General features: G+C 38.2%; 18 protein-coding genes and 1 pseudogene. 17 read left to right on the top strand and 2 right to left on the bottom strand.

Annotated features, from left to right (window positions below):
• The first annotated feature begins 204 nt into the window (after positions 1–204).
• The 11 genes from GKE48_RS03215 to ilvC all read left to right on the top strand — a co-directional run bounded on the left by GKE48_RS03215 (position 205) and on the right by ilvC (position 12,766).
• The gene (locus tag GKE48_RS03215; RefSeq protein WP_022099132.1) at positions 205–1,920 is read left to right on the top strand and encodes a DEAD/DEAH box helicase; all 1,716 of its coding nucleotides are present in this window, start codon (positions 205–207) and stop codon (positions 1,918–1,920) included.
• Positions 1,904–2,587, top strand: coding sequence for a vitamin B12 dependent-methionine synthase activation domain-containing protein (locus tag GKE48_RS03210; protein ID WP_022099131.1), 684 nt, complete (start codon positions 1,904–1,906; stop codon positions 2,585–2,587). The genes GKE48_RS03215 and GKE48_RS03210 overlap by 17 nt, the downstream gene beginning before the upstream one ends.
• On the top strand, positions 2,580–4,985 hold the full coding sequence (locus GKE48_RS03205; RefSeq protein WP_330583085.1) for a homocysteine S-methyltransferase family protein: 2,406 nt from the start codon (positions 2,580–2,582) through the stop codon (positions 4,983–4,985). Before GKE48_RS03210 ends, GKE48_RS03205 begins: the two co-directional genes overlap by 8 nt.
• 114 nt (positions 4,986–5,099) lie before the next feature.
• The gene (locus GKE48_RS03200; RefSeq protein ID WP_022099129.1) at positions 5,100–5,729 is read left to right on the top strand and encodes a redox-sensing transcriptional repressor Rex; all 630 of its coding nucleotides are present in this window, start codon (positions 5,100–5,102) and stop codon (positions 5,727–5,729) included.
• A 17-nt stretch (positions 5,730–5,746) separates the two neighbouring features.
• Positions 5,747–6,352 (top strand): hypothetical protein, encoded by a 606-nt coding sequence (locus tag GKE48_RS03195; RefSeq protein WP_022099128.1) that lies wholly within the window; start codon positions 5,747–5,749, stop codon positions 6,350–6,352.
• Positions 6,349–7,881 (top strand): bifunctional ADP-dependent NAD(P)H-hydrate dehydratase/NAD(P)H-hydrate epimerase, encoded by a 1,533-nt coding sequence (locus tag GKE48_RS03190; protein ID WP_022099127.1) that lies wholly within the window; start codon positions 6,349–6,351, stop codon positions 7,879–7,881. Before GKE48_RS03195 ends, GKE48_RS03190 begins: the two co-directional genes overlap by 4 nt.
• Before the next feature lie 78 nt (positions 7,882–7,959).
• Positions 7,960–8,304 (top strand): type II toxin-antitoxin system PemK/MazF family toxin, encoded by a 345-nt coding sequence (locus GKE48_RS03185; RefSeq protein WP_022099126.1) that lies wholly within the window; start codon positions 7,960–7,962, stop codon positions 8,302–8,304.
• A gap of 77 nt (positions 8,305–8,381) precedes the next feature.
• Positions 8,382–9,257 (top strand): hemolysin family protein, encoded by an 876-nt coding sequence (locus GKE48_RS03180; RefSeq protein ID WP_022099125.1) that lies wholly within the window; start codon positions 8,382–8,384, stop codon positions 9,255–9,257.
• 38 nt (positions 9,258–9,295) lie between these two features.
• The gene (locus GKE48_RS03175; RefSeq protein WP_055215685.1) at positions 9,296–11,104 is read left to right on the top strand and encodes a sensor domain-containing diguanylate cyclase; all 1,809 of its coding nucleotides are present in this window, start codon (positions 9,296–9,298) and stop codon (positions 11,102–11,104) included.
• A gap of 73 nt (positions 11,105–11,177) precedes the next feature.
• Positions 11,178–11,675 carry an acetolactate synthase small subunit gene (gene ilvN, locus GKE48_RS03170; RefSeq protein ID WP_055286236.1) on the top strand — a complete coding sequence of 166 codons (498 nt, stop codon included), beginning with the start codon at positions 11,178–11,180 and terminating at the stop codon, positions 11,673–11,675.
• Between the two features lie 65 nt (positions 11,676–11,740).
• A complete protein-coding gene (ilvC, locus tag GKE48_RS03165) occupies positions 11,741–12,766 on the top strand; it encodes a ketol-acid reductoisomerase (protein ID WP_022099122.1) in 1,026 nt (341 codons plus the stop codon).
• A gap of 68 nt (positions 12,767–12,834) precedes the next feature.
• On the opposite strand, the gene GKE48_RS03160 is transcribed toward ilvC, so the two are convergent.
• Positions 12,835–12,972, bottom strand: a complete 138-nt coding sequence (locus GKE48_RS03160; RefSeq protein ID WP_154300426.1) for a hypothetical protein — start codon at positions 12,970–12,972, stop codon at positions 12,835–12,837.
• 16 nt (positions 12,973–12,988) lie between these two features.
• Positions 12,989–14,461 carry a PIG-L deacetylase family protein gene (locus tag GKE48_RS03155; RefSeq protein ID WP_243138423.1) on the bottom strand — a complete coding sequence of 491 codons (1,473 nt, stop codon included), beginning with the start codon at positions 14,459–14,461 and terminating at the stop codon, positions 12,989–12,991.
• 85 nt (positions 14,462–14,546) lie between these two features.
• Here GKE48_RS03155 and GKE48_RS03150 point away from each other — a divergent pair, with 85 nt between their 5' ends.
• The 6 genes and pseudogenes from GKE48_RS03150 (at position 14,547) to GKE48_RS03130 (ending at position 19,708) form a co-directional block, all read left to right on the top strand.
• A complete protein-coding gene (locus GKE48_RS03150) occupies positions 14,547–15,410 on the top strand; it encodes a transporter substrate-binding domain-containing protein (RefSeq protein ID WP_022099119.1) in 864 nt (287 codons plus the stop codon).
• 45 nt (positions 15,411–15,455) lie between these two features.
• Complete coding sequence (locus tag GKE48_RS03145) at positions 15,456–16,217, top strand: adaptor protein MecA (protein ID WP_055215683.1); 762 nt, start codon at positions 15,456–15,458, stop codon at positions 16,215–16,217.
• Positions 16,218–16,264: 47 nt separating this feature from the next.
• Positions 16,265–17,329: a S66 family peptidase gene (locus GKE48_RS03140; protein ID WP_154300425.1), complete on the top strand. Its 1,065-nt coding sequence runs from the start codon at positions 16,265–16,267 to the stop codon at positions 17,327–17,329.
• Between the two features lie 94 nt (positions 17,330–17,423).
• Positions 17,424–17,867: pseudogene (locus GKE48_RS15055) on the top strand (LeuD/DmdB family oxidoreductase small subunit); the annotation flags it as partial.
• Positions 17,868–17,942: 75 nt separating this feature from the next.
• Entirely contained in the window at positions 17,943–19,184 is a 1,242-nt protein-coding gene (locus GKE48_RS03135; RefSeq protein ID WP_055215777.1) for a 3-isopropylmalate dehydratase large subunit, read from the top strand.
• 29 nt (positions 19,185–19,213) lie between these two features.
• Entirely contained in the window at positions 19,214–19,708 is a 495-nt protein-coding gene (locus GKE48_RS03130; RefSeq protein ID WP_154300424.1) for a LeuD/DmdB family oxidoreductase small subunit, read from the top strand.

Genomic DNA, 19,708 nt, shown 5'->3' with positions numbered 1-19,708 from the left:
TATCGGTCATATGGCACACACAGACACAGCAGCAAACGCACACCGCCACATGAGCAGATATATAAGTATATAGCAAAATTGGCAAAGCCTGAATTAATATTCACAATCGATTATATATGTACAAGAAATAAAATGCAATTATTACTTTGACTTATGGCTTTCTGTAATGTAAAATTAACAAGTTATAGAAATGGAGATTAAAGAATGAAATTTGATGAATTAAATATTGATGAAAGAATTTTAAGAGCGGTAGAGGATATGGGCTTTGAGGAGACATCTCCTATACAGACACAGGCCATTCCTGCAGTATTGGAAGGAATTGACGTTATCGGACAGGCACAGACCGGAACAGGTAAGACTGCTGCGTACTCTATCCCTATGTTACAGAAGATTAATCCAGATGTTAAGAAACCACAGGCAATTGTACTGTGCCCTACAAGAGAGCTTGCAGTACAGGTTGCAGAAGAGATAAGAAAGCTTGCCAAGTACATGAGTGACATTAAGGTGTTACCGGTGTATGGCGGACAGGAGATTGTAAGACAGATTAAGTCGTTAAAAGCCGGTGTACAGATTATTGTTGGAACTCCGGGACGAGTTATGGATCATATGAGAAGAAAGACTGTTAAGTTTGATTCGGTATCTATGGTTATATTAGATGAAGCTGATGAGATGCTTGATATGGGATTCCGTGAGGATATGGAAACAATTCTTACAGAGACACCAGAGGAAAGACAGACAGTTCTTTTCTCAGCTACAATGCCTAAGCCTATAATGGAGATTGCAAGAAAATTCCAGAAAGACGCTAAGATTATAAAGGTTGTAAGAAAAGAACTTACAGTTTCTAATATTGATCAGTTTTATTATGAAGTAAGACCTAAGAATAAAACAGAAATCTTAAGCCGTCTTATTGATATATACAATCCTAAGCTGTCAGTTGTGTTCTGTAACACTAAGAGACAGGTAGACGAGCTTATATCAGAGCTTAAGGGCAGAGGATATTTTGCTGACGGTATACACGGAGATATGAAACAGCAACAGAGAGACCGTGTAATGGACGATTTCAGAAGTGGAAAGACAGAAATTCTTATTGCAACTGATGTTGCGGCAAGAGGAATTGATGTTGACGGAGTTGATATAGTATTTAACTATGACCTTCCACAGGACGAAGAATATTATGTACACAGAATAGGAAGAACAGGAAGGGCTGGAAAATCAGGACTTGCACTTTCATTTATATCTGGAAGAGAAGTATATAAGTTAAAGGATATTGAGAGATATTGCAAGACCAAGATTCTTGCAAAGCCAATCCCATCACTTGATGATGTCAAGAACACCAAGATGGATGGTATATTTGACAAGATTAAAGAGATGATTGAAGCTGATGAGCACAGAGCCATGCTTGATATGGTTGAGGAGCATGTTAATCAGGAAGATTATACATCAATGGATATGGCAGCAGCTCTTCTTAAGATGATAGTTGGAGATACATTGGACAGAATCGATGAGGTAGAGAATTTTCATTTTGATGAAAATGCAGATACATCAAGAATGGTAAGACTCTTTATTAATGTTGGTAAGAAGGACAAGATTACACCAGCCAATATTCTTGGAGCGATTGCAGGAGAATCCGGAATGCCGGGAAGACTTGTCGGTGCAATTGATATGATGGATAATTATACATTTGTTGATGTTCCTGCAAAGCATGCGGAAGCAGTACTTGCAGCAATGAATGACAATGTACTTATCAAGGGCAGAAAGGTTAATGTAGAGAAAGCAAATGTATCTGCCAAGCCGGCAAGAAAATCCAAGTCAAAGCCAGATACAAGAAGAAGAAAAGACGAGTCCCGTGGAAAACATGACAAACTTAAAGAACGCAGAAGTAAAAGCGGCAAGGTAAGAAGAAATGGAGAAAAGTATTAAGCTTACCAGTCTTAACAGAAAAGAAGCGTTAAGATATCTGGGTTATAAAAAAAATGCACCTGATGAACGGGTGGAAGAGCTTATGGATGAATGTGAGGAGCTTGTATTAAAGACCGCAGTTCCAAGATTTATTTATAAGAAGCTTGATTTTACAGTTAATGAAGACGGTGTGGCATTTAAGAATACAAGCATGGTGCTTCCGGGCGAGTCCATTAAGAAACATCTGTATAAATGTGACAGTGCAATATGCATGGCTGTAACGATATCGGAAGGTATTGACAGACAGCTAAGAGTGTTGCAGCTTACGGATATGGCTAAGGCACTGGTGTTTGACAGTCTGGCAAGTGTAGCTGTTGAACAGACATGTGATAAGGTTGAAGAGCTTTTAAGAGAGGAATATCCTGATTATTACCAGACATTCAGGTTTGGAATTGGTTATGGTGACCTGCCAATAAGCATGCAGGAGCCTTTTCTGAAGGTGTTAGACGCCGGTAAAAAGATAGGACTTAATCTTAATAAATCATATATGCTGGCTCCGGTAAAGTCGGTAACTGCGGTTATTGGACTTACTAAGGAGCCTGTAAGTACTAAGAACAGAGGTTGTGCAACATGCAATCTTAATAAAACCTGCGCATACAGAGAAATGGGAGGACATTGTAGTGGCTGACAGATTCAGAGAACTCTTGAAAACTAGGGATTATATAATATTTGATGGTGCTATGGGGACAATGCTTCAGGCAGCGGGCATGAAGATGGGAGAGACGCCGGAAGTACTTAATATAACAAGACCTGAGCTTCTTGTTTCAATTGCAGAGCAGTATTACAATGCAGGATCAGATGTGGTATATGCCAATACATTTGGTGCAAACAGATATAAGCTTGAAGAATGCGGAAAAAGTGTTGAGGAGCTTGTAACTGCCGGGATTGTCAATGCAAAGAAGGCAAGAGATACAGTAAAGCCGGACGGCCTTGTTGCACTCGATGTAGGACCAATCGGACAGCTTCTTGAGCCAACAGGTGTATTAAGCTTTGAAGAAGCATATGATATGTATGCCGAGATAGTAAAGGCAGGAGCAGCTGCGGGAGCAGACCTTGTTGTATTTGAGACAATGACTGACCTTTTAGATGTCAAGGCTGCTGTACTTGCAGCTAAGGAAAACAGCGACCTTCCTATTGTTGCCACGATGACATTTGAACAGAATATGAGAACCTTTACAGGCTGCTCTATATCGGCAATGGCTCTTACACTTACAGGACTTGGTGTTGATGCACTTGGCGTTAACTGCTCATTAGGACCTAAAGAATTAGAGCCGGTTATTGAAGAACTTGTAAAATGGACTAATCTTCCGATAGTAGTAAAGCCTAATGCAGGACTTCCTGACCCTGAAACTAACCTTTACAATGTTACTGCAGCCCAGTTTGCAGATTTCATGAAGGATTTAAGAAAATATGGCATTAAGATATTCGGCGGCTGCTGTGGAACTAATCCTGAGTTCATTAAAGAATTATCAGAGATGTTAAAAAGAGAAGGCAATCCGGCAGCACCACACAAATATATTCCAGGTGCAGTGTGTTCAGCTACAAGCACTGTTGTTGTTGATGAACCAAGAATTATCGGTGAAAGAATCAATCCTACAGGTAAGAAGCTTTTTAAGGAAGCTTTGTTAAGACACGATATGGATTATATTCTTGGACAGGCTTTAGAGCAGATATCAGGTGGCGCAGATATTCTTGATGTCAATGTAGGCCTTCCGGGAATTGATGAACGTGAAATGATGATTGATACAATAAAGTCATTACAGGCAGTTGTGGATGTTCCGCTGCAGATTGATTCTACAATACCAGAAGTACTTGAGGCAGCACTCCGTGTATACAATGGTAAGCCGCTTGTCAATTCAGTTAATGGTGAGGAGGAGTCTCTTAACAATGTTCTTCCTCTTGTTAAGAAATATGGTGCAGGAGTTATAGGACTCGCACTTGATAAAGATGGTATTCCTAAGAAGGCAGAGGACAGAGTTGCGATAGCAAAGAAGATTATGGACAGGGCTGTTGCAATGGGAATCCCTAAAGAAGATATTTATATTGACTGCCTTACACTCACAGCTTCTGCTGAGCAGGAGGGCGTAATGGAAACTCTTAATGCACTTCATACAGTTAAGAATGAGCTTGGCTTAAAGACAGTGCTTGGTGTTTCTAACATTTCATTCGGACTTCCAAACAGAGTGCTTGTAAACCACATTTTCCTTACAATGGCACTTACTAACGGACTTGACCTTGCAATTATCAATCCTAACATCCCAGAGATGACAGGCGCGGTAAGGGCGTATAAGCTTCTTGCTAATATTGATAAGAATTCAGTTGATTACATAAAAAACTATGGCGCTATGCCAAATGTTTCTAAGATTGATCCTGTCAAGAAGGAAAAGAAAGATGGAAACTATACAGGAGATGATCTTTTCTATGCTGTTGAAAAAGGACTTAAGAATGAAGGTGCTGAGATAACAGAGGCTCTTCTTAAGAAGATGGATTTAATGGAGATTGTTAATCAGGTGCTTATTCCTGCACTTGATAAGATAGGTGCTGAATTCGAGAAGGGTACATTGTTCCTTCCACAGCTTATTATGTCAGCAGGTGTTGCACAGGCAGCATTTGAAGTTATAAGAAAGCATATGGTTATGTCTGATAATGCCCCTGTAAGCAAAGGAAAGATAGTTATAGCTACAGTCAAGGGTGATGTTCATGATATAGGAAAGAATATTGTTAAGGTTCTCCTAGAGAATTATGGGTATGATGTTATTGACCTTGGAAAGGATGTTGAGTACCAGGCAGTTGTTGATGCAATAAGAGATAATGATGTTAAACTGTGCGGATTATCAGCTCTTATGACAACAACACTTGTATCTATGAAGGAAACAATTGCACTTATAAGAGAAAATAATCTTGACTGCAAGGTCATGGTTGGAGGTGCGGTACTTACACCGGAATATGCTAAAGAGATAGATGCAGATTTCTATGCAAAGGATGCAAAAGAATCTGTTGATATTGCTAAAAGAGTTCTTGGTTAAAATTTTGACATATGAGAAAAAAATGGTTATACTATGTATAGCTTATTATAGTATATTTATATACTCGTTTATATCTTGGTAAAATGAGCAATCGTGGTCTGGAGGTTTGGTTTAATGGAAGAGAAAAAGATTTCGTCGGCGGTAATAAGAAGACTGCCAAGATATTACAGATATCTGGGAGAACTTATAGAGTCTGGTGTGCAGAGAATATCGTCTAAAGAACTGAGCGCCAGAATGAAAGTAACTGCTTCACAGATAAGGCAGGATCTTAATAATTTTGGTGGCTTTGGTCAGCAGGGATATGGATATAATGTGCAGTATCTCTATGAAGAGATTGGTAAGATTCTTGGTATAGACCGTAATCACAATATGGTTATAATCGGAGCCGGTAATTTAGGAAAGGCTATTGTTAACTATAGTGATTTCGAGAAGAGAGGTTTTGTTATTAAGGGAATATTTGATAATAATCCTAAGATTAAAGGAACTAAGATTCGTGGAATAGAAGTAAGAATGATGAATGAGCTTACTGATTTTATTAAAGATAATGAAATTGAGATTGTTGCACTCACTATTCCGAAGGAAGCTGCCAGACAGATAGCGAAGGTTGTTGCTGATGCAGGAGTTAAGGCTATATGGAACTTTGCACATACAGATCTTAATCTTCCGGATGATGTTATTGTTGAAAATGTACATTTGTCAGAAAGTCTTATGAGACTTTCATACACTATTGCTAACAGGAAGTAACTGTTTGGGAGGATAATATGGCAGAACTTGATATTGAAAAGCTGAAAAGTTGTACAGCCATAAAACAGATACCGATACTTACTCTCGATGAGAGATGGTATCATCTTATAACGGATAAATTAAAGACTGATGAAATCTGTTATTGGGAAAAACAGGTTAATGAGCTTCTTAAGAAGCAGGGACAGGTTAATAATGATATTAAGGAAGTAAAAAAAATAAAGAATCAGCTTATTCAGGATGTTGTTGATAATATGCAGGATGATGATAATGATCCTAAGAGAGCAAAAGTGATGGAGAAGAATCAGAGACTTATTCAGGAAGCTAAGGATAAGATTAATTCTCTTGAAGATGAAGCACTCGATATTCCAAGAGATCTTGTTAATGCCAATGAGCGTCTTATGATTGAAACAGTAAAGGTGTGTTATAACAAGATTAACAGTAATAAGGAAGACCTTGAGGTTTTGGATAAGTGGATTAATGCAACAAGAGTAAAGTTAAAGAAGAATATACTTATCAAGCAAGATAAGGAAGAGGTGAATAACCGCATGTATTCTGCAATGCATGACATATTAGGACCTGACGTTATGAAGGAACTTGATAAGGTAAATGAGGAAGAGGTATGAGATATTTAACTGATTCACATACAATGAAAGCAGTTGATAACTGCTCAATACATGAATTTGGGATTCCCTCAGTGGTGCTTATGGAAAGAGCAGCACTGGGGGTTTCAGCTTTTTTAAGAAAGCATGCAGAGCACAACAATAAGAAAACAGGAATAAAAGTTGTGTGTGTATGCGGAAGCGGGAATAATGGTGCAGATGGTCTTGCAGCAGCAAGACAGCTTAATGAAGATGGAATTGATGTACATGTTGTGTTTGCTGGTACATCGGAGGGAACTGATGAATACAGGCTTCAGAAATCAATTGTCGGTAATCTTGGAATTGACTGTGTTGAATATGATGGCAATATTGATTTTTCTGAATATGATTATATTATAGATGCAATATTTGGCATTGGCTTATCAAGAGCAGTTGAGGGAAGATATGCGCAGGTTATAGAAGCAATTAATAAAGCCCGGGAGAATCCTGATACGAAGATAATTGCCGTTGATATTGCGTCAGGCATAAGTGCAGATAATGGACAGATTATGGGAATTGCTGTCAAAGCAGATTACACAATCACATTTGGATATAATAAGACAGGTATCATGTTTTACCCGGGAGCTTCATACAGTGGTAGTGTAAAAGTCATTAATGCAGGATTTGTAACAGAGGATATATTACATAAAAAAGTCAAATGTTTCGGCAGTATTTTTACATATGACGATGAAGATGTGGGCAGACTTCTTGTAAGAAAACCTGATTCTAATAAAGGAACATATGGCAGAACACTTATTATAGCAGGCTCTAAGAATATGGGAGGAGCCGCAATTCTTAGTGCATCAGCCGCATACAGAAGTGGAACAGGGCTTGTAAAGGTACTTACACATGAGATTAATAAGACAGCACTGTTATGCAGAATGCCAGAATGTCTGATATCAACATATCAGGATAATATGCCGCTGGCAGCAGAACTTAAAGCAGATTTTGAATGGGCAAAAAGTATAGCTGTGGGACCGGGATTATCTATGAACGTGGCAGCAGCAGAGATTACCAGATGTGTTCTTGAAAGAGATGATAAAGTAAGAATACTTGATGCAGATGCACTTAACATTATTGCTGGCGAACATATTGATTATAAAGGAAGCAGAGAAGGGCAGATTATAATCACACCTCATATTATGGAAATGTCAAGGCTTACAGGAAAGACAGTTGCTGATATTAAAGAGCATATGATTGAGTCTGCTAAGGAATATGCAATACAACATTCATGTATATGCATATTAAAGGATGCAAGAACAGTAGTTACTGACGGACAGAAAGTATATATTAACTGTACTGGAAATGACGGAATGTCCACAGGAGGCTGCGGTGATGTGCTTACTGGACTTATTGCAGGAATGACAGCCATGGGGTTAGATGCATTTGAAGCAGCATGTCTTTCTGTATATGTTCATGGCAAAGCAGGGGATTATGCGGCATCAGGCAAAGGCAGAGCCGGAATGACGGCAGCAGATATATCAGAAGCAATTGCATATGTCCTGAAAAGATAAATGATAACTGAATACACACTTAAAATCAGGCAATACTAAAGCCAAGGTAAGAAATATAGCTTTAGGAGTGTGACAGTTGTGGTAATAAAAAGAGGAGATATTTTTTATGCAGATTTAAGACCGGTGGTTGGTTCAGAACAGGGGGGAATAAGACCGGTACTTATAATTCAGAATGATACGGGGAATAAACATAGTCCGACAGTTATCTGTGCAGCAATAACAAGCCAGATGCATAAAAGCAAACTGCCGACTCATGTTGAACTCGATTCTGCCAGATACGATATGGTAAAGGATTCGGTTATTCTGTTAGAACAGTTGAGAACAATAGATAAAAGAAGACTTAAAGATAAGGTATGTCACCTTGATAATGATATAATAGGACAGGTGAATAAAGCATTGTCTGTAAGCCTTGAGATGAATTGACTATCAGCATAATAATGTGTTATTATTGAAATGATAATTATTTATTAAAGAACAACTTATAAATATGGAGGAAAGCTATGAATGACGGCCATCCCGCGGATGGGAAAGAAAAGAGGTTTTCATCTCTGCTTAAGTTATTTGGCAGGGGAAAACGAGATGAAGATGTAACAGAAGAGATAATGGATATGGTTAATGAGAGCCATGAACAGGGTGTTCTTGAAGAAAATGAAGCTGAGATGATAGGTAATATCTTTGAATTCGGCGAGAAACAGGCGTCTGATGTAATGACGCACAGAAACAATATCGTGGCACTTGATGATGATATTACTGTCAGAGAAGCATTTGACAGGATAATGAAAGAGAATTATTCAAGATATCCTGTGTATGATGGAGACATTGATAATATTACAGGTATTTTACATATCCGGGATCTTCTTAAAATATATGTTGATAAGGATAATCAGGATAGGAAGCTTAGAGATGTAGAAGATACAGTACTTTTTAAGCCATATTGTATACCTGAAACAAGAAATATAAGTCCGTTATTCAGACAGATGCAATCAGAAAAGATTCATATGGCTATTGTTGTTGATGAATATGGACAGACAGCAGGAATTGTCACGATGGAAGATATACTTGAAGAAATCGTTGGTAATATTCTTGATGAATATGATGAAGAAGAAGAACAGATTGTAACCGACGCAGACGGTTCATATATAATAGAAGGTCAGGCGGATCTTGAGGATGTAGAAGCTAAGTTAGGAATAGAGTTTGAATGCGAAGATATTGATACTTTGAGCGGCTTTATGATTTATAAGCTTGGGAAGATACCTGATGACGGGGAGAACTTTGAGGTAGAATACAAAGGATATATATTCAGAACTCTTGATGTACGAGGAAGAATGATACTTAAAGTTAAGGTTGAGAAAACCAGTCAGGGACAGCATGCTTAGAGAATAATGGTCCTGTTCCTTAGAATGGGGGACTTTTTATGCGAAGATACGAATTGGATACTTCATATCAAGGCAACATGCCTAATGAAGTAGAATTTACACTTGATAACAGATATGTAGTTAAAATAGGTGATGAAAGATTTTACAATCTCATGGGCGAGACCATGCTTTCTGCATTTAACGGACTGGTGCATCCGGATGATGTCATGGGTTTTGAGCAGTTTATTAATTCAGATATGTCTGTGAGATATTATATAGTCAGATGTCTTATAAAGAATGGTTCATACAGATGGATGCTTCTGGTAAAGAAGCGTATATATGAAGTTGGTACAGACCGTATGGTTGAGCTTGTGGCACAGGATATAATTGTTATTTCGAATGATTTTGACATGTATTATCACCGTGTAAGAAAATACAGGGCAATAATTAATGTTATTGATGAGAAGATATTTGAATATGATCCTGTTTCTGGAATGATTACAATATATTGTTATCGTAATAATAAATCTGAGATATTTGAGAGAACCAGTCTTAAGGAATGGAAAGAAGCGTGTATCACTAAGGGCTTTGTAACAGGTGATGATGCTGTTCAGTTTGAAGCATTATGTACAGCAATTGCAAGTGGAATGAATAACTTTATTGTTAAGCTGTCGTCATCTGTTATGTCTAAAGGAGAAAGAGTTGACAATCTTATCTTCAGAGGACAGTCACTTCTGGCTGATGGAGAAAACAGAATTACAGTAGGCGTAATATCTGAACCAGATAGAAGAACCAGAACTGTTCAGGAGTATGTCGGAGTAGATGAGGCAAAACTTGATTTAGCGACAGGCATATATAACAAGAAGACTGTAACAGATATGATAACCGATGATATCAATAAAACAGCGGTTTCAGACAGAAACCGCCAGATGTTCCTGATGATTCTTGATATTGATAACTTCAAGAGTGTTAATGACAGTTATGGACATTATTTTGGTGATGAGGTTATTAAAGCATTTGCAGATTCATTAAAATTATCAGTTGGCGGACGTGGAATAGTTGGACGCATAGGCGGAGATGAATTTATAGTACTTATAAAAGATGTTACGATTGAAGAACTTCGCATTATGCTTAAGGCAATGAGAAAGGGACTTAAGGTATCGCTTGCACAGAAGCAGCCAGAGTATATGTTTTCAACATCAATTGGTATCGCACAGTTTGGCAAGGATGGCAGTGATTTTGAGACATTGTTTAAGATAGCTGATGCAGCACTTTATATAGCCAAGGAAAAAGGCAAGGACAGATATATTATATATGATTATAATAAGCATGGAGATATTCTGGCTGACATGAAGCATGACATTGCATTTGGAAGTGGCTTTATGAAGCCTATGGCTAAATATGAGCTTGCAACCAATATTGTAATGAAAGTATCGCTTGGAATGATGACAGTAAAAGAAGTGCTTTCAGAGCTTACCGATAAGCTTAATATTCATGGAATAAGTATTTACAGTGGTAATGATATGGAATGCATATACAGTACAGGTCACTATAAGAATAATGTAATTGAGGCAGCATATGTTAATGATGATAAATTTGTGAATCATTTTGATGAATATGGCGTTAACATGGTGAATAATATAGCATCACTTACTATAGAATTCCCGGAAGTTTTTAGAAAACTCAGAGACAACAATATATGCTCGTTTCTTCAGATGAAGGCTGATGGTGCTGATGGTAAAGAATATATGGTAGAATTTGATATATTTGGCACTAACAGAAGAAAGTGGAGTGATACAGATGTTATCATGCTCAGAATGGTAGTTCTTGGAGTAGTAAATGCTATAAGTGGGCAATTGACAGATTGATGTTCTGTGTTATAATAATTGACAATAAATGCATTTTTATGCATTTTAATATCAGAATTTAGGAGATTAGGTTATGAGACGAGCAGTTTTTTCTATTCTCGTGGGTAATTCATCTGGTGTACTTAGCCGTGTCGCTGGAATGTTCAGCCGTAGAGGATATAATATAGACAGCCTTACGGTTGGTGAAACTCTCAATCCTGAATTGTCACGTATGACAATAGCTGTAACAGGTGAAGATGATGTACTTGAACAGATTGAGAAACAGCTTAATAAGCTTATAGATGTTAAGGAAATTGTGGAGCTTCCTGCACATGAATCAGTATGCAGAGAACTTGTTATGATTAAAGTTGAATGTGGACCAGAGAAGAGACAGCAGGTATCTTCTATTGCAGATATATTCAGAGCCAATATTGTAGATGTATCTAAGGAGTCCATGATAATTGCACTTACAGGAAGTTTAAGCAAGATGAATGCGTTTGTGGAACTTCTTGAAGATTTCAACATTACAGAGATTGCAAGAACAGGAATTACAGGACTTGCAAGAGGAAGCGCAGATATGAATAAGATGTAATAATTCTTTGGTGTATCCGGAGAACTTTTACAATATAAAACACATTTATATGGAGGTAGTTTAAAATGGCAGAAGCTAAGATCTATTATCAGTCAGATTGTAATTTATCATTACTTGACGGTAAGACAATCGCTATTATCGGTTATGGTAGCCAGGGACATGCACACGCATTAAATCTTAAGGATTCAGGTTGTCATGTTATTATCGGACTTTATGAGGGTTCTAAGTCATGGAAGAGAGCTGAGGAGCAGGGATTTGAAGTATTTACTGCAGCAGAGGCTGCTAAGAGAGCTGACATCATCATGATTCTTATCAATGATGAGAAGCAGGCTAAGCTTTATAAGGATGATATCGAGCCAAATCTTGAGCCAGGTAACATGCTTATGTTCGCTCATGGTTTCAACATTCATTTTGGTTTAATTAAGGCACCTAAGGGCGTTGATGTAACAATGATTGCGCCTAAGGCACCTGGACATACAGTACGTTCAGAATATCAGGCTGGAAAGGGAACTCCTTGTCTTGTAGCTGTAGAGCAGGATGAGACAGGAAAGGCTCTTGACATGGCACTTGCTTATGGTCTTGGTATCGGTGGAGCAAGAGCTGGCCTTCTTGAGACAACATTCAGAACAGAGACAGAGACAGACCTCTTTGGTGAGCAGGCAGTTCTTTGCGGTGGTGTTTGTGCACTTATGCAGGCTGGTTTCGAAACTCTTTGCGAAGCTGGATATGATCCACGTAACGCTTACTTCGAGTGTATTCATGAGATGAAGCTTATCGTTGACCTTATTTACCAGTCAGGATTCGCTGGAATGAGATACTCAATCTCTAATACAGCTGAGTATGGTGATTACATAACAGGTCCTAAGATTATCACAGAGGATACTAAGAAGGCTATGAAGAAGATCCTTTCTGATATTCAGGATGGTTCATTTGCTAAGGAATTCTTACTTGACATGAGCGATGCTGGTGGACAGGTTCACTTCAAGGCTATGAGAAAGCTTGCTTCTGAGCATCCATCAGAGAAGGTTGGAGCAGAAATCAGAAAGCTTTACAGCTGGAACAATGAAAGCGATATGCTTATCAATAACTAATAATCAGTAATTGATAATATTTAAGGGCTGCCATTATGGCAGCCCTTTTTGATAAGATTGATTTTGTTTTATTGTTCCTGATCTTTTTTGAATTCGTCTTTGTTCTCATCGTATTTTTTATTATAAAGATTCTTTGTTCTGTTGAACTGAAATCCAATTACAACAGCAACTACAATAATTGCTATTATGTTAATAAGCAGTTTCATGGCAAAACCTCCTTATTTATCTTCTCCTGCGGGAATGCTTTCTTCTTGACTGCTGTAATCTGACATATCCGAATGCGGCAGCACCAATAATAATTACAACAATTATAACAATCACTGCCACTGATACTTTTCTTTTAGAAGTTTCTTTGTGTGCTGCTTTTATTTCCTGCTGTTCTTTAGCAATGCTTGCTTCTTCAGCAGCTTTGGAACTTTCTATGGATTCCTTTTCGGCAGCTTCTTTAGCGAGTCTTTCCTGCTCTTCATATGTAGTAATATTTTCTAACATATCATTGCCGGTATCATTACCAACGGTAGTCCTGTATAATCCAAAATCAGCACAGCTGTATTCATAATCATCTGATACATAGAACCAGCACCACTGCTGCGATACATGCTTTTTATAAGCTGCTGTCTGTACTTCAATTGAAGTGCGGTTTCCCATACGAGAAAGAGGAAGCCTTAAGTTCATGGTAATTTTATTCTCTGTGTACAGATGAAGATAAGTTTTAGGAACATCCCATGTACCATAATTGGATGCTGACTCTGGAAAAACAGAGGAATCATTGCTTGTCTCTACTGATTCTGCAACAGCATGAGAGAATAGCATATGACCGCCGTGACCATATTCTCCATTAAGATCCTGTGTTACTACAACAAGAGGTTTAAATCGTCTTATACATGATGTAGTATAGGCTTTGACATCATCATATACATACTGCTTCTTTGCAGCTTCTAATGTCTGACTGTAAAGGTCGGGAAAATCTCCACATACTGGGTAATGCTTTATGCCTGATTCCCACAATCCGTCAAGCTTTTCGTGTTCTCTAATCTTGGCTGATGTAGTGAATTCGCACATATAGGCAACCTGAACGGAAAGATTTTGTTCGCCACCGTAAGTGGCAAGTACTCCTCCAAGGAAAAGTATCTCGTCATCTGCATGTGTTGCGAAAACAAGAATGTCAGCATTATCGCATGGAGTCTTCCATGTCTGAACATCTTCAGGCACAGAACCCTTGGAATATACATGCATATCACAGATTGATTCTTTAGATGCAAATGTAATTGTCATCTCAGTTGTACCATCGGGAATCTGGACATATTCGTGAAGAAAACCATTAGTTCCGTTAGTTTCAGTCTTTCCATTATAAGAAAGAGTCCATTCTGAAGGAATTAAATCCCATTTGATATAAAGTGAGTACATTTTTTCAGAGGAAGTTATTGTGATTGTGTCTCCTGATGAAAATGTGGTTTTTGTGTTGTAAGAACCATCGGTCATCCTGCTGATGCTTCCCTGGTTAGAAAGTGTTATATCAGCATTTACTTCTGCAGCCTGATTGTCTTCTGCTTTAACGGCGGAAGGGAAAAGAACTATGCAGAATAGTGTAATAGTAATTGAAGCAAGCAATTTTAAAATACTGCTTTTTGATTTGATATAAGTCATTAATCTGTACCATTCCTTATTAAAATTTATTCTTATTATTATAAACATAATATGCAGGTACTTTCAACAACCTAAAATGATATGTTATAATAAAAAATAAATAAATAAAGCTGTTAAAAGGTTACAGATATAGATGAGAAAAGATTTTGATGAAATGTACAGACTGGGTTTGTACGGCAATGGAATAGAGAGAATTAAATTGAAAAAAGCAGTTCAGATAATTCAGAAAGCTTCAGCTTCACAAGTTAAGATTGTAGATATCGGACATGATAATTTTGATTCAGCATGTGAGGCACTTGAGCTTGGTTCGGTTGATATGGCAGTTGTTGACATGGCACAGCTTATCAGGATGGAAAAGAATGATGAGAATCTTCCTTATGGGGTTGTTATTTCGGGTGTTTTAAAACGCGGCGATTCAAGATATGTAATGATAAGAAAGAGACATGCAAAAGACCTTATTGAAAATGCTGTTGTTGCAACTGACTCATACAGCAAGACGGAGCGTATTAAACATATGTATGATGGAATAAGTTGTGTAGTAGAGACGGATATAAGAAAATGTATTGAAAAGCTGGATGCGTCAGAATGTGATGCTGTATTTGTACTTTTAGAAGATATTAAGGCAGCAAGGCTACATAATAGTTTTCTGTATAGATATACAATCATGGATTATGGAGAATGTGTTCCTGTGCATGGTGAGGGTGTGTATGCAATGCTTACTAAAGGGAAAAAAGAGGCTGTCCGCACGGCAAGAGAATTGTCACATAAGAGTACAGCAGAATGTTTTGAGATAGAAGATGATATAATTAGCAGGGTTATGCAGAATGTATATGTTAAGACATGTGATGTGTATGCAAGAATCAGTTCTGATAGACTGGAGATATATGCAGATGTTACCGGTAACAGGGGACGCATAAGAGTTAATGAAAGGGGTACATTTGTTAATAAGAACCTTATTATCACAAAAATAGTAGACAGAATTAGTAAAAGTATGTAATAATAATATATTGATATATATTATTAAAGTTTAGAAAGAGGATATATGGAATTTAAGAAAATCAATGATAGAAGATTCCAGTGCAGACTCGATGAGGAAGACCTGGAAGATAATAATATTTCCTTAGATGATTTCTTTAAGAATGATACAGACAAGATACACAGCCTTCTTGAAGTTATTATGGAGGAGGCTGAAAAAAATATAGGTGTTACTTTAAGTGGGGAGGTTATGTCACTACAGCTTGCACCACAGCCAGACCATTCAATACTTCTTACAGTTTCATCTGGTAAAGAAGATCTGGGTAATATGTTAAGAAAAGCAGGGGAAAGTATATCTAAGGCATTTTCAAAACCAGAGAAGAGTAATGTGATTAAGAATGGTGAAGGTACATTTAAAGATGCACCTTTTGAAACATTTGGAGACAGTCTAGATAAGTTCGAATTACCAGATGCACAGACAGATGAACTTAAGAAGACAGGACAGAAGAAGAAAGCAAGTAATGTTATTAAAGCCGGATGCGGCGTATTCAGGTTGGAAAGTCTTAATGATTTTGAGGAAATGTGTACTGTAAGTTCAAGAACATGGGGAATAACTAATGCACTGTATAAGAATAAAGAAGATGATACATATTATCTTGTACTTGAGAAAGGAAGATGCTCAGAGGAAAAATACAGAAGTCTTCTGAATCTTTTGATGGAGTACAGTGTGTTTGATTCTTCAAAAGAAGAACGTGTTGCGTTTATAAGGGAGCATTATAGTGTAGTAATAGGCAGCAATGCTATTAATGTAGTAAAGAAATATATGTAGATTAATTATTCAGGCAGAATCTGAATGATGAGGTAAGGAGGCAGTATATGAGATATCCTGAATTCTTATCCGAAGGCGGAACTATAGGCTTCGTTGCACCATCTTTTGGTTGTGCGACGGAGCCTTATAAAACAGCATTCGGAATGACAATTAAAAGATTTGAAAAAGAAGGTTATACAGTAGAGCTTGGTCCTAATTGTTATGAGGACAATGGAATTGGGATAAGCAACACACCGCAGGAATGCGGTAAGGAGCTTACACAGATGTATGAGAGTAATGTCAATGATGTGCTTATATCATGTGGCGGTGGTGAACTGATGTGTGAGATTCTGCCATATGTTGATTTTGACAGGATTAAGGCGGCAAAGCCTAAGTGGTATCTTGGATATTCTGATAATACCAACTTCACATTTTTACAGAACACGATTGCCGATACGGCAAGTGTATACGGACCGTGTGCAGGCGCATTTGCAATGAAGGACTGGCATCAGGCGCTTGTGGATACTTTTGATGTGCTTCGTGGAAAAGGCTGCAAGAACAATAACGGAGTTGTGGAAAAACAAGTCTATGGATATGACACATGGGAGAGAGAGTCTCTAAAGAATGAGGAGAACCCTGCACCACAATACAATCTTACTGAGAAGAAGATTTTAAGAAAATATGTTGGTGGGGACGAATGTGATACGGAGATTGCATTTGAAGGAAGGCTTGTCGGCGGCTGCATGGACTGTCTAGTTAATCTTACGGGTACAAGCTTTGACAAGGTTAAAGAGTTCAATGAAAGATACGCAGTTGACGGAATTATATGGTTCTTAGAGAGCTGTGATCTGAATGTATTTGCAATCAGAAGGGCCATGTGGCAGATGGATAATGCCGGGTGGTTTAAGAATGTGAAGGGATTTCTCATAGGAAGACCGCTGTGCTACGGACAGGAAATGATGGGGCTTGACCAGTACAGAGCAGTTACAGGTATTGCGGCAAAGTATAATGTGCCGGTTATAATGGACTGTGATTTCGGGCATCTTTCACCTTCAATGCCGATAGTAAGTGGGGTATATACACAGGTTAAGGTTAAGGATAACGACCTTTCACTTAATTACCGTTTCTGTTAATATTAACGATTGAAAAACACACTTTAATAGGGTAAAATGTTAAAATGACTATTAATAATACCTGTTATATCAGGGATAAGATAAGGAGAAAACAATGGGTAGGATATTTAAGTTTGATAAAGATGTTGATACAGATCAGATTATTGCATCGCAGTATCTTTTGTTTCCGACAATTGATGAGATGAAGAGTCATACATTTGAATCATTAGACTCTGATTTTGCTTCTGCTGTAAAGCCGGGAGATTTCGTTGTTGCAGATGATAACTTTGGATGTGGTTCATCAAGAGAGCAGGCACCAAGCGTACTTAAGGCGTTAGGTGTCAAGGCAGTAATTGCCAAATCATTTGCAAGAATATTCTATCGTAATGCTATTAATATAGGACTTCCTGTTATTGTATGTAAAGAACTCCATGACGAAGTTAATGCGGGGGATGAATGTGAGCTTTCATTAGAAGATGGAATTATAACTGTTAATGGAAAGACTTATACATGTACAAAGCTTCCAGCCAAGATGCAGGCTATTCTTAATCAGGGCGGACTTATTGCATCACTTAATGATGAGGCAGAAGAGTCTGAGAGTGCAGCTGTAACAGCGGGCGAGGCAAAGCATGGCATGACTATTGCAGAGAAGATTATTGCAAGGGCAGCAGGTCTTTCACAGGTTAAGGCTGGTGATATTGCAACTGTTACTCTTGACAGACTTATGAGTAATGATGGAACAACACATCTTACTATTGGTATGTATGAGAAGTTAAAGAATCCTCATATTGCTGACAAGGATAAGCTTGTATGGATTGTAGACCACAATATTCCATCAGACAGTCCTAAGACAGCAGCCTCACAGAAGAAGATGAGAGACTTTGCTAAGGCTAATGATATTAAGTTCTACGAGGGCGAGGGTGTGTGTCATCAGGTTATGATGGAAAATCATGTAGTGCCGGGTGAGCTTATATTTGGAGCAGACAGCCATACTTGTGCATATGGTGCGTTAGGTGCATTTGGTACTGGTGTTGGTTGTACAGATTATTTGTATGCAATGGTTACAGGAACATCATGGGTAATGGTTCCGGGAACATTAAGATTCAACCTTAAGGGAAAGCTTAGCGATGGAGTATATGCAAGAGATTTAATACTCTCTATTATTGGAAAGATTGGCGCTAACGGTGCTAACTATAAAGCAATGGAATTTGCAGGAGAAGGCTTACACAGCCTTTCAATGGCAGACAGAATATCAATCTGTAACCTTTGCGTAGAGGCAGGTGCTAAGACTGCACTCATGGAAGTTGATGATGTTGCAATGGATTATCTTAAGGAGCATGGCAGAGAGCCAAAGGCATGCTTTACATCAGATGATGATGCAGTATTTGAGCAGGTTTATGATATTGACCTTTCAACAATACAGCCAATCGTTGCAAAGCCACATTTTGTTGACAATGTAGTTCCGGCTAAGGAATCACTTGGTGTAAAGATTGATGAAGCATTTCTTGGCTCATGTAACAATGGACGAATCGAGGATTTAAGAGTTGGCGCAGCAATCATCAAAGGGAAAAAGGTTGCTCCTAAGGTAAGATTCCTTGTAGTTCCTGCAAGCCGTTCGGTATATCTTCAGGCTATGAAAGAGGGACTCCTTGATATATTCATGGACGCAGGTGCAATTGTTATGAATCCTAACTGCTCTGTATGCTGGGGCAGCTGTCAGGGTGTTATCGGTGAGGGCGAGACTCTTATCAGCACAGGTACACGAAACTTCAAGGGTCGTGCAGGACATAAAGATTCTTTCGTATATCTTGCTTCAGCGGCAACTGTTACAGCATCAGCAATCAAGGGCGAGATAGCAACAGCAGACATGGTATAAGATAAGGATTTAACTTCAAAGGAGTAATTATGAACGAGAAATTTAGCGGTAAAGTATGGGTGCTTGGTGATGACATTGATACAGATATCATTATTCCTACAGAGTACCTCGCATTAAAGACAGTAGAAGATATGAAGCCATATGCATTTTCGCCATTAAGACCAGAACTTGCAGGTCAGATTAAGCCAGGCGACATCATTGTTGCAGGAAAGAACTTTGGTTGTGGTTCATCAAGAGAGCAGGCACCTGAGGTTATTAAGGCATTAGGTATTAAATGTGTTATTGCCAAATCATATGCAAGAATATTCTTTAGAAATTCTATTAATAACGGACTTCTCCTTATAGAGAATGCAGACCTTCACGACGAAGTTACGGAAGGCGATACTATTGATGTTGAAGTAAATGCACAGATTACACACAATGGAAAAGCATATCCTATTGCTTCACTTCCTGATAATCTTGTGGATATACTTAATGCAGGCGGACTTGTTAAGGCAATGAGAAAGCTTAACGGTCTTGACTAA

The organism is Lachnospira eligens (genome assembly GCF_009680455.1).
In the GTDB taxonomy this organism is placed as follows: Bacteria; Bacillota; Clostridia; order Lachnospirales; family Lachnospiraceae; genus Lachnospira; species Lachnospira eligens_A.
Note: the sequence above shows the minus strand (reverse complement) of the source record. Positions and strands in the feature narration are given on the sequence as shown.

Coding starts and splice junctions, on each gene's coding strand:
- GKE48_RS03150 (WP_022099119.1), top strand. CDS start 14,547: ATGAGAAAAGATTTTGATGAAATGTACAGACTGGGTTTGTACGGCAAT.
- ilvN (WP_055286236.1), top strand. CDS start 11,178: ATGAGACGAGCAGTTTTTTCTATTCTCGTGGGTAATTCATCTGGTGTA.
- GKE48_RS03135 (WP_055215777.1), top strand. CDS start 17,943: ATGACTATTGCAGAGAAGATTATTGCAAGGGCAGCAGGTCTTTCACAG.
- GKE48_RS03200 (WP_022099129.1), top strand. CDS start 5,100: ATGGAAGAGAAAAAGATTTCGTCGGCGGTAATAAGAAGACTGCCAAGA.
- GKE48_RS03130 (WP_154300424.1), top strand. CDS start 19,214: ATGAACGAGAAATTTAGCGGTAAAGTATGGGTGCTTGGTGATGACATT.
- GKE48_RS03180 (WP_022099125.1), top strand. CDS start 8,382: ATGAATGACGGCCATCCCGCGGATGGGAAAGAAAAGAGGTTTTCATCT.
- GKE48_RS03175 (WP_055215685.1), top strand. CDS start 9,296: ATGCGAAGATACGAATTGGATACTTCATATCAAGGCAACATGCCTAAT.
- GKE48_RS03195 (WP_022099128.1), top strand. CDS start 5,747: ATGGCAGAACTTGATATTGAAAAGCTGAAAAGTTGTACAGCCATAAAA.
- GKE48_RS03190 (WP_022099127.1), top strand. CDS start 6,349: ATGAGATATTTAACTGATTCACATACAATGAAAGCAGTTGATAACTGC.
- GKE48_RS03215 (WP_022099132.1), top strand. CDS start 205: ATGAAATTTGATGAATTAAATATTGATGAAAGAATTTTAAGAGCGGTA.
- GKE48_RS03155 (WP_243138423.1), bottom strand. CDS start 14,461: ATGTTTATAATAATAAGAATAAATTTTAATAAGGAATGGTACAGATTA.
- ilvC (WP_022099122.1), top strand. CDS start 11,741: ATGGCAGAAGCTAAGATCTATTATCAGTCAGATTGTAATTTATCATTA.
- GKE48_RS03140 (WP_154300425.1), top strand. CDS start 16,265: ATGAGATATCCTGAATTCTTATCCGAAGGCGGAACTATAGGCTTCGTT.
- GKE48_RS03145 (WP_055215683.1), top strand. CDS start 15,456: ATGGAATTTAAGAAAATCAATGATAGAAGATTCCAGTGCAGACTCGAT.
- GKE48_RS03210 (WP_022099131.1), top strand. CDS start 1,904: ATGGAGAAAAGTATTAAGCTTACCAGTCTTAACAGAAAAGAAGCGTTA.
- GKE48_RS03160 (WP_154300426.1), bottom strand. CDS start 12,972: ATGAAACTGCTTATTAACATAATAGCAATTATTGTAGTTGCTGTTGTA.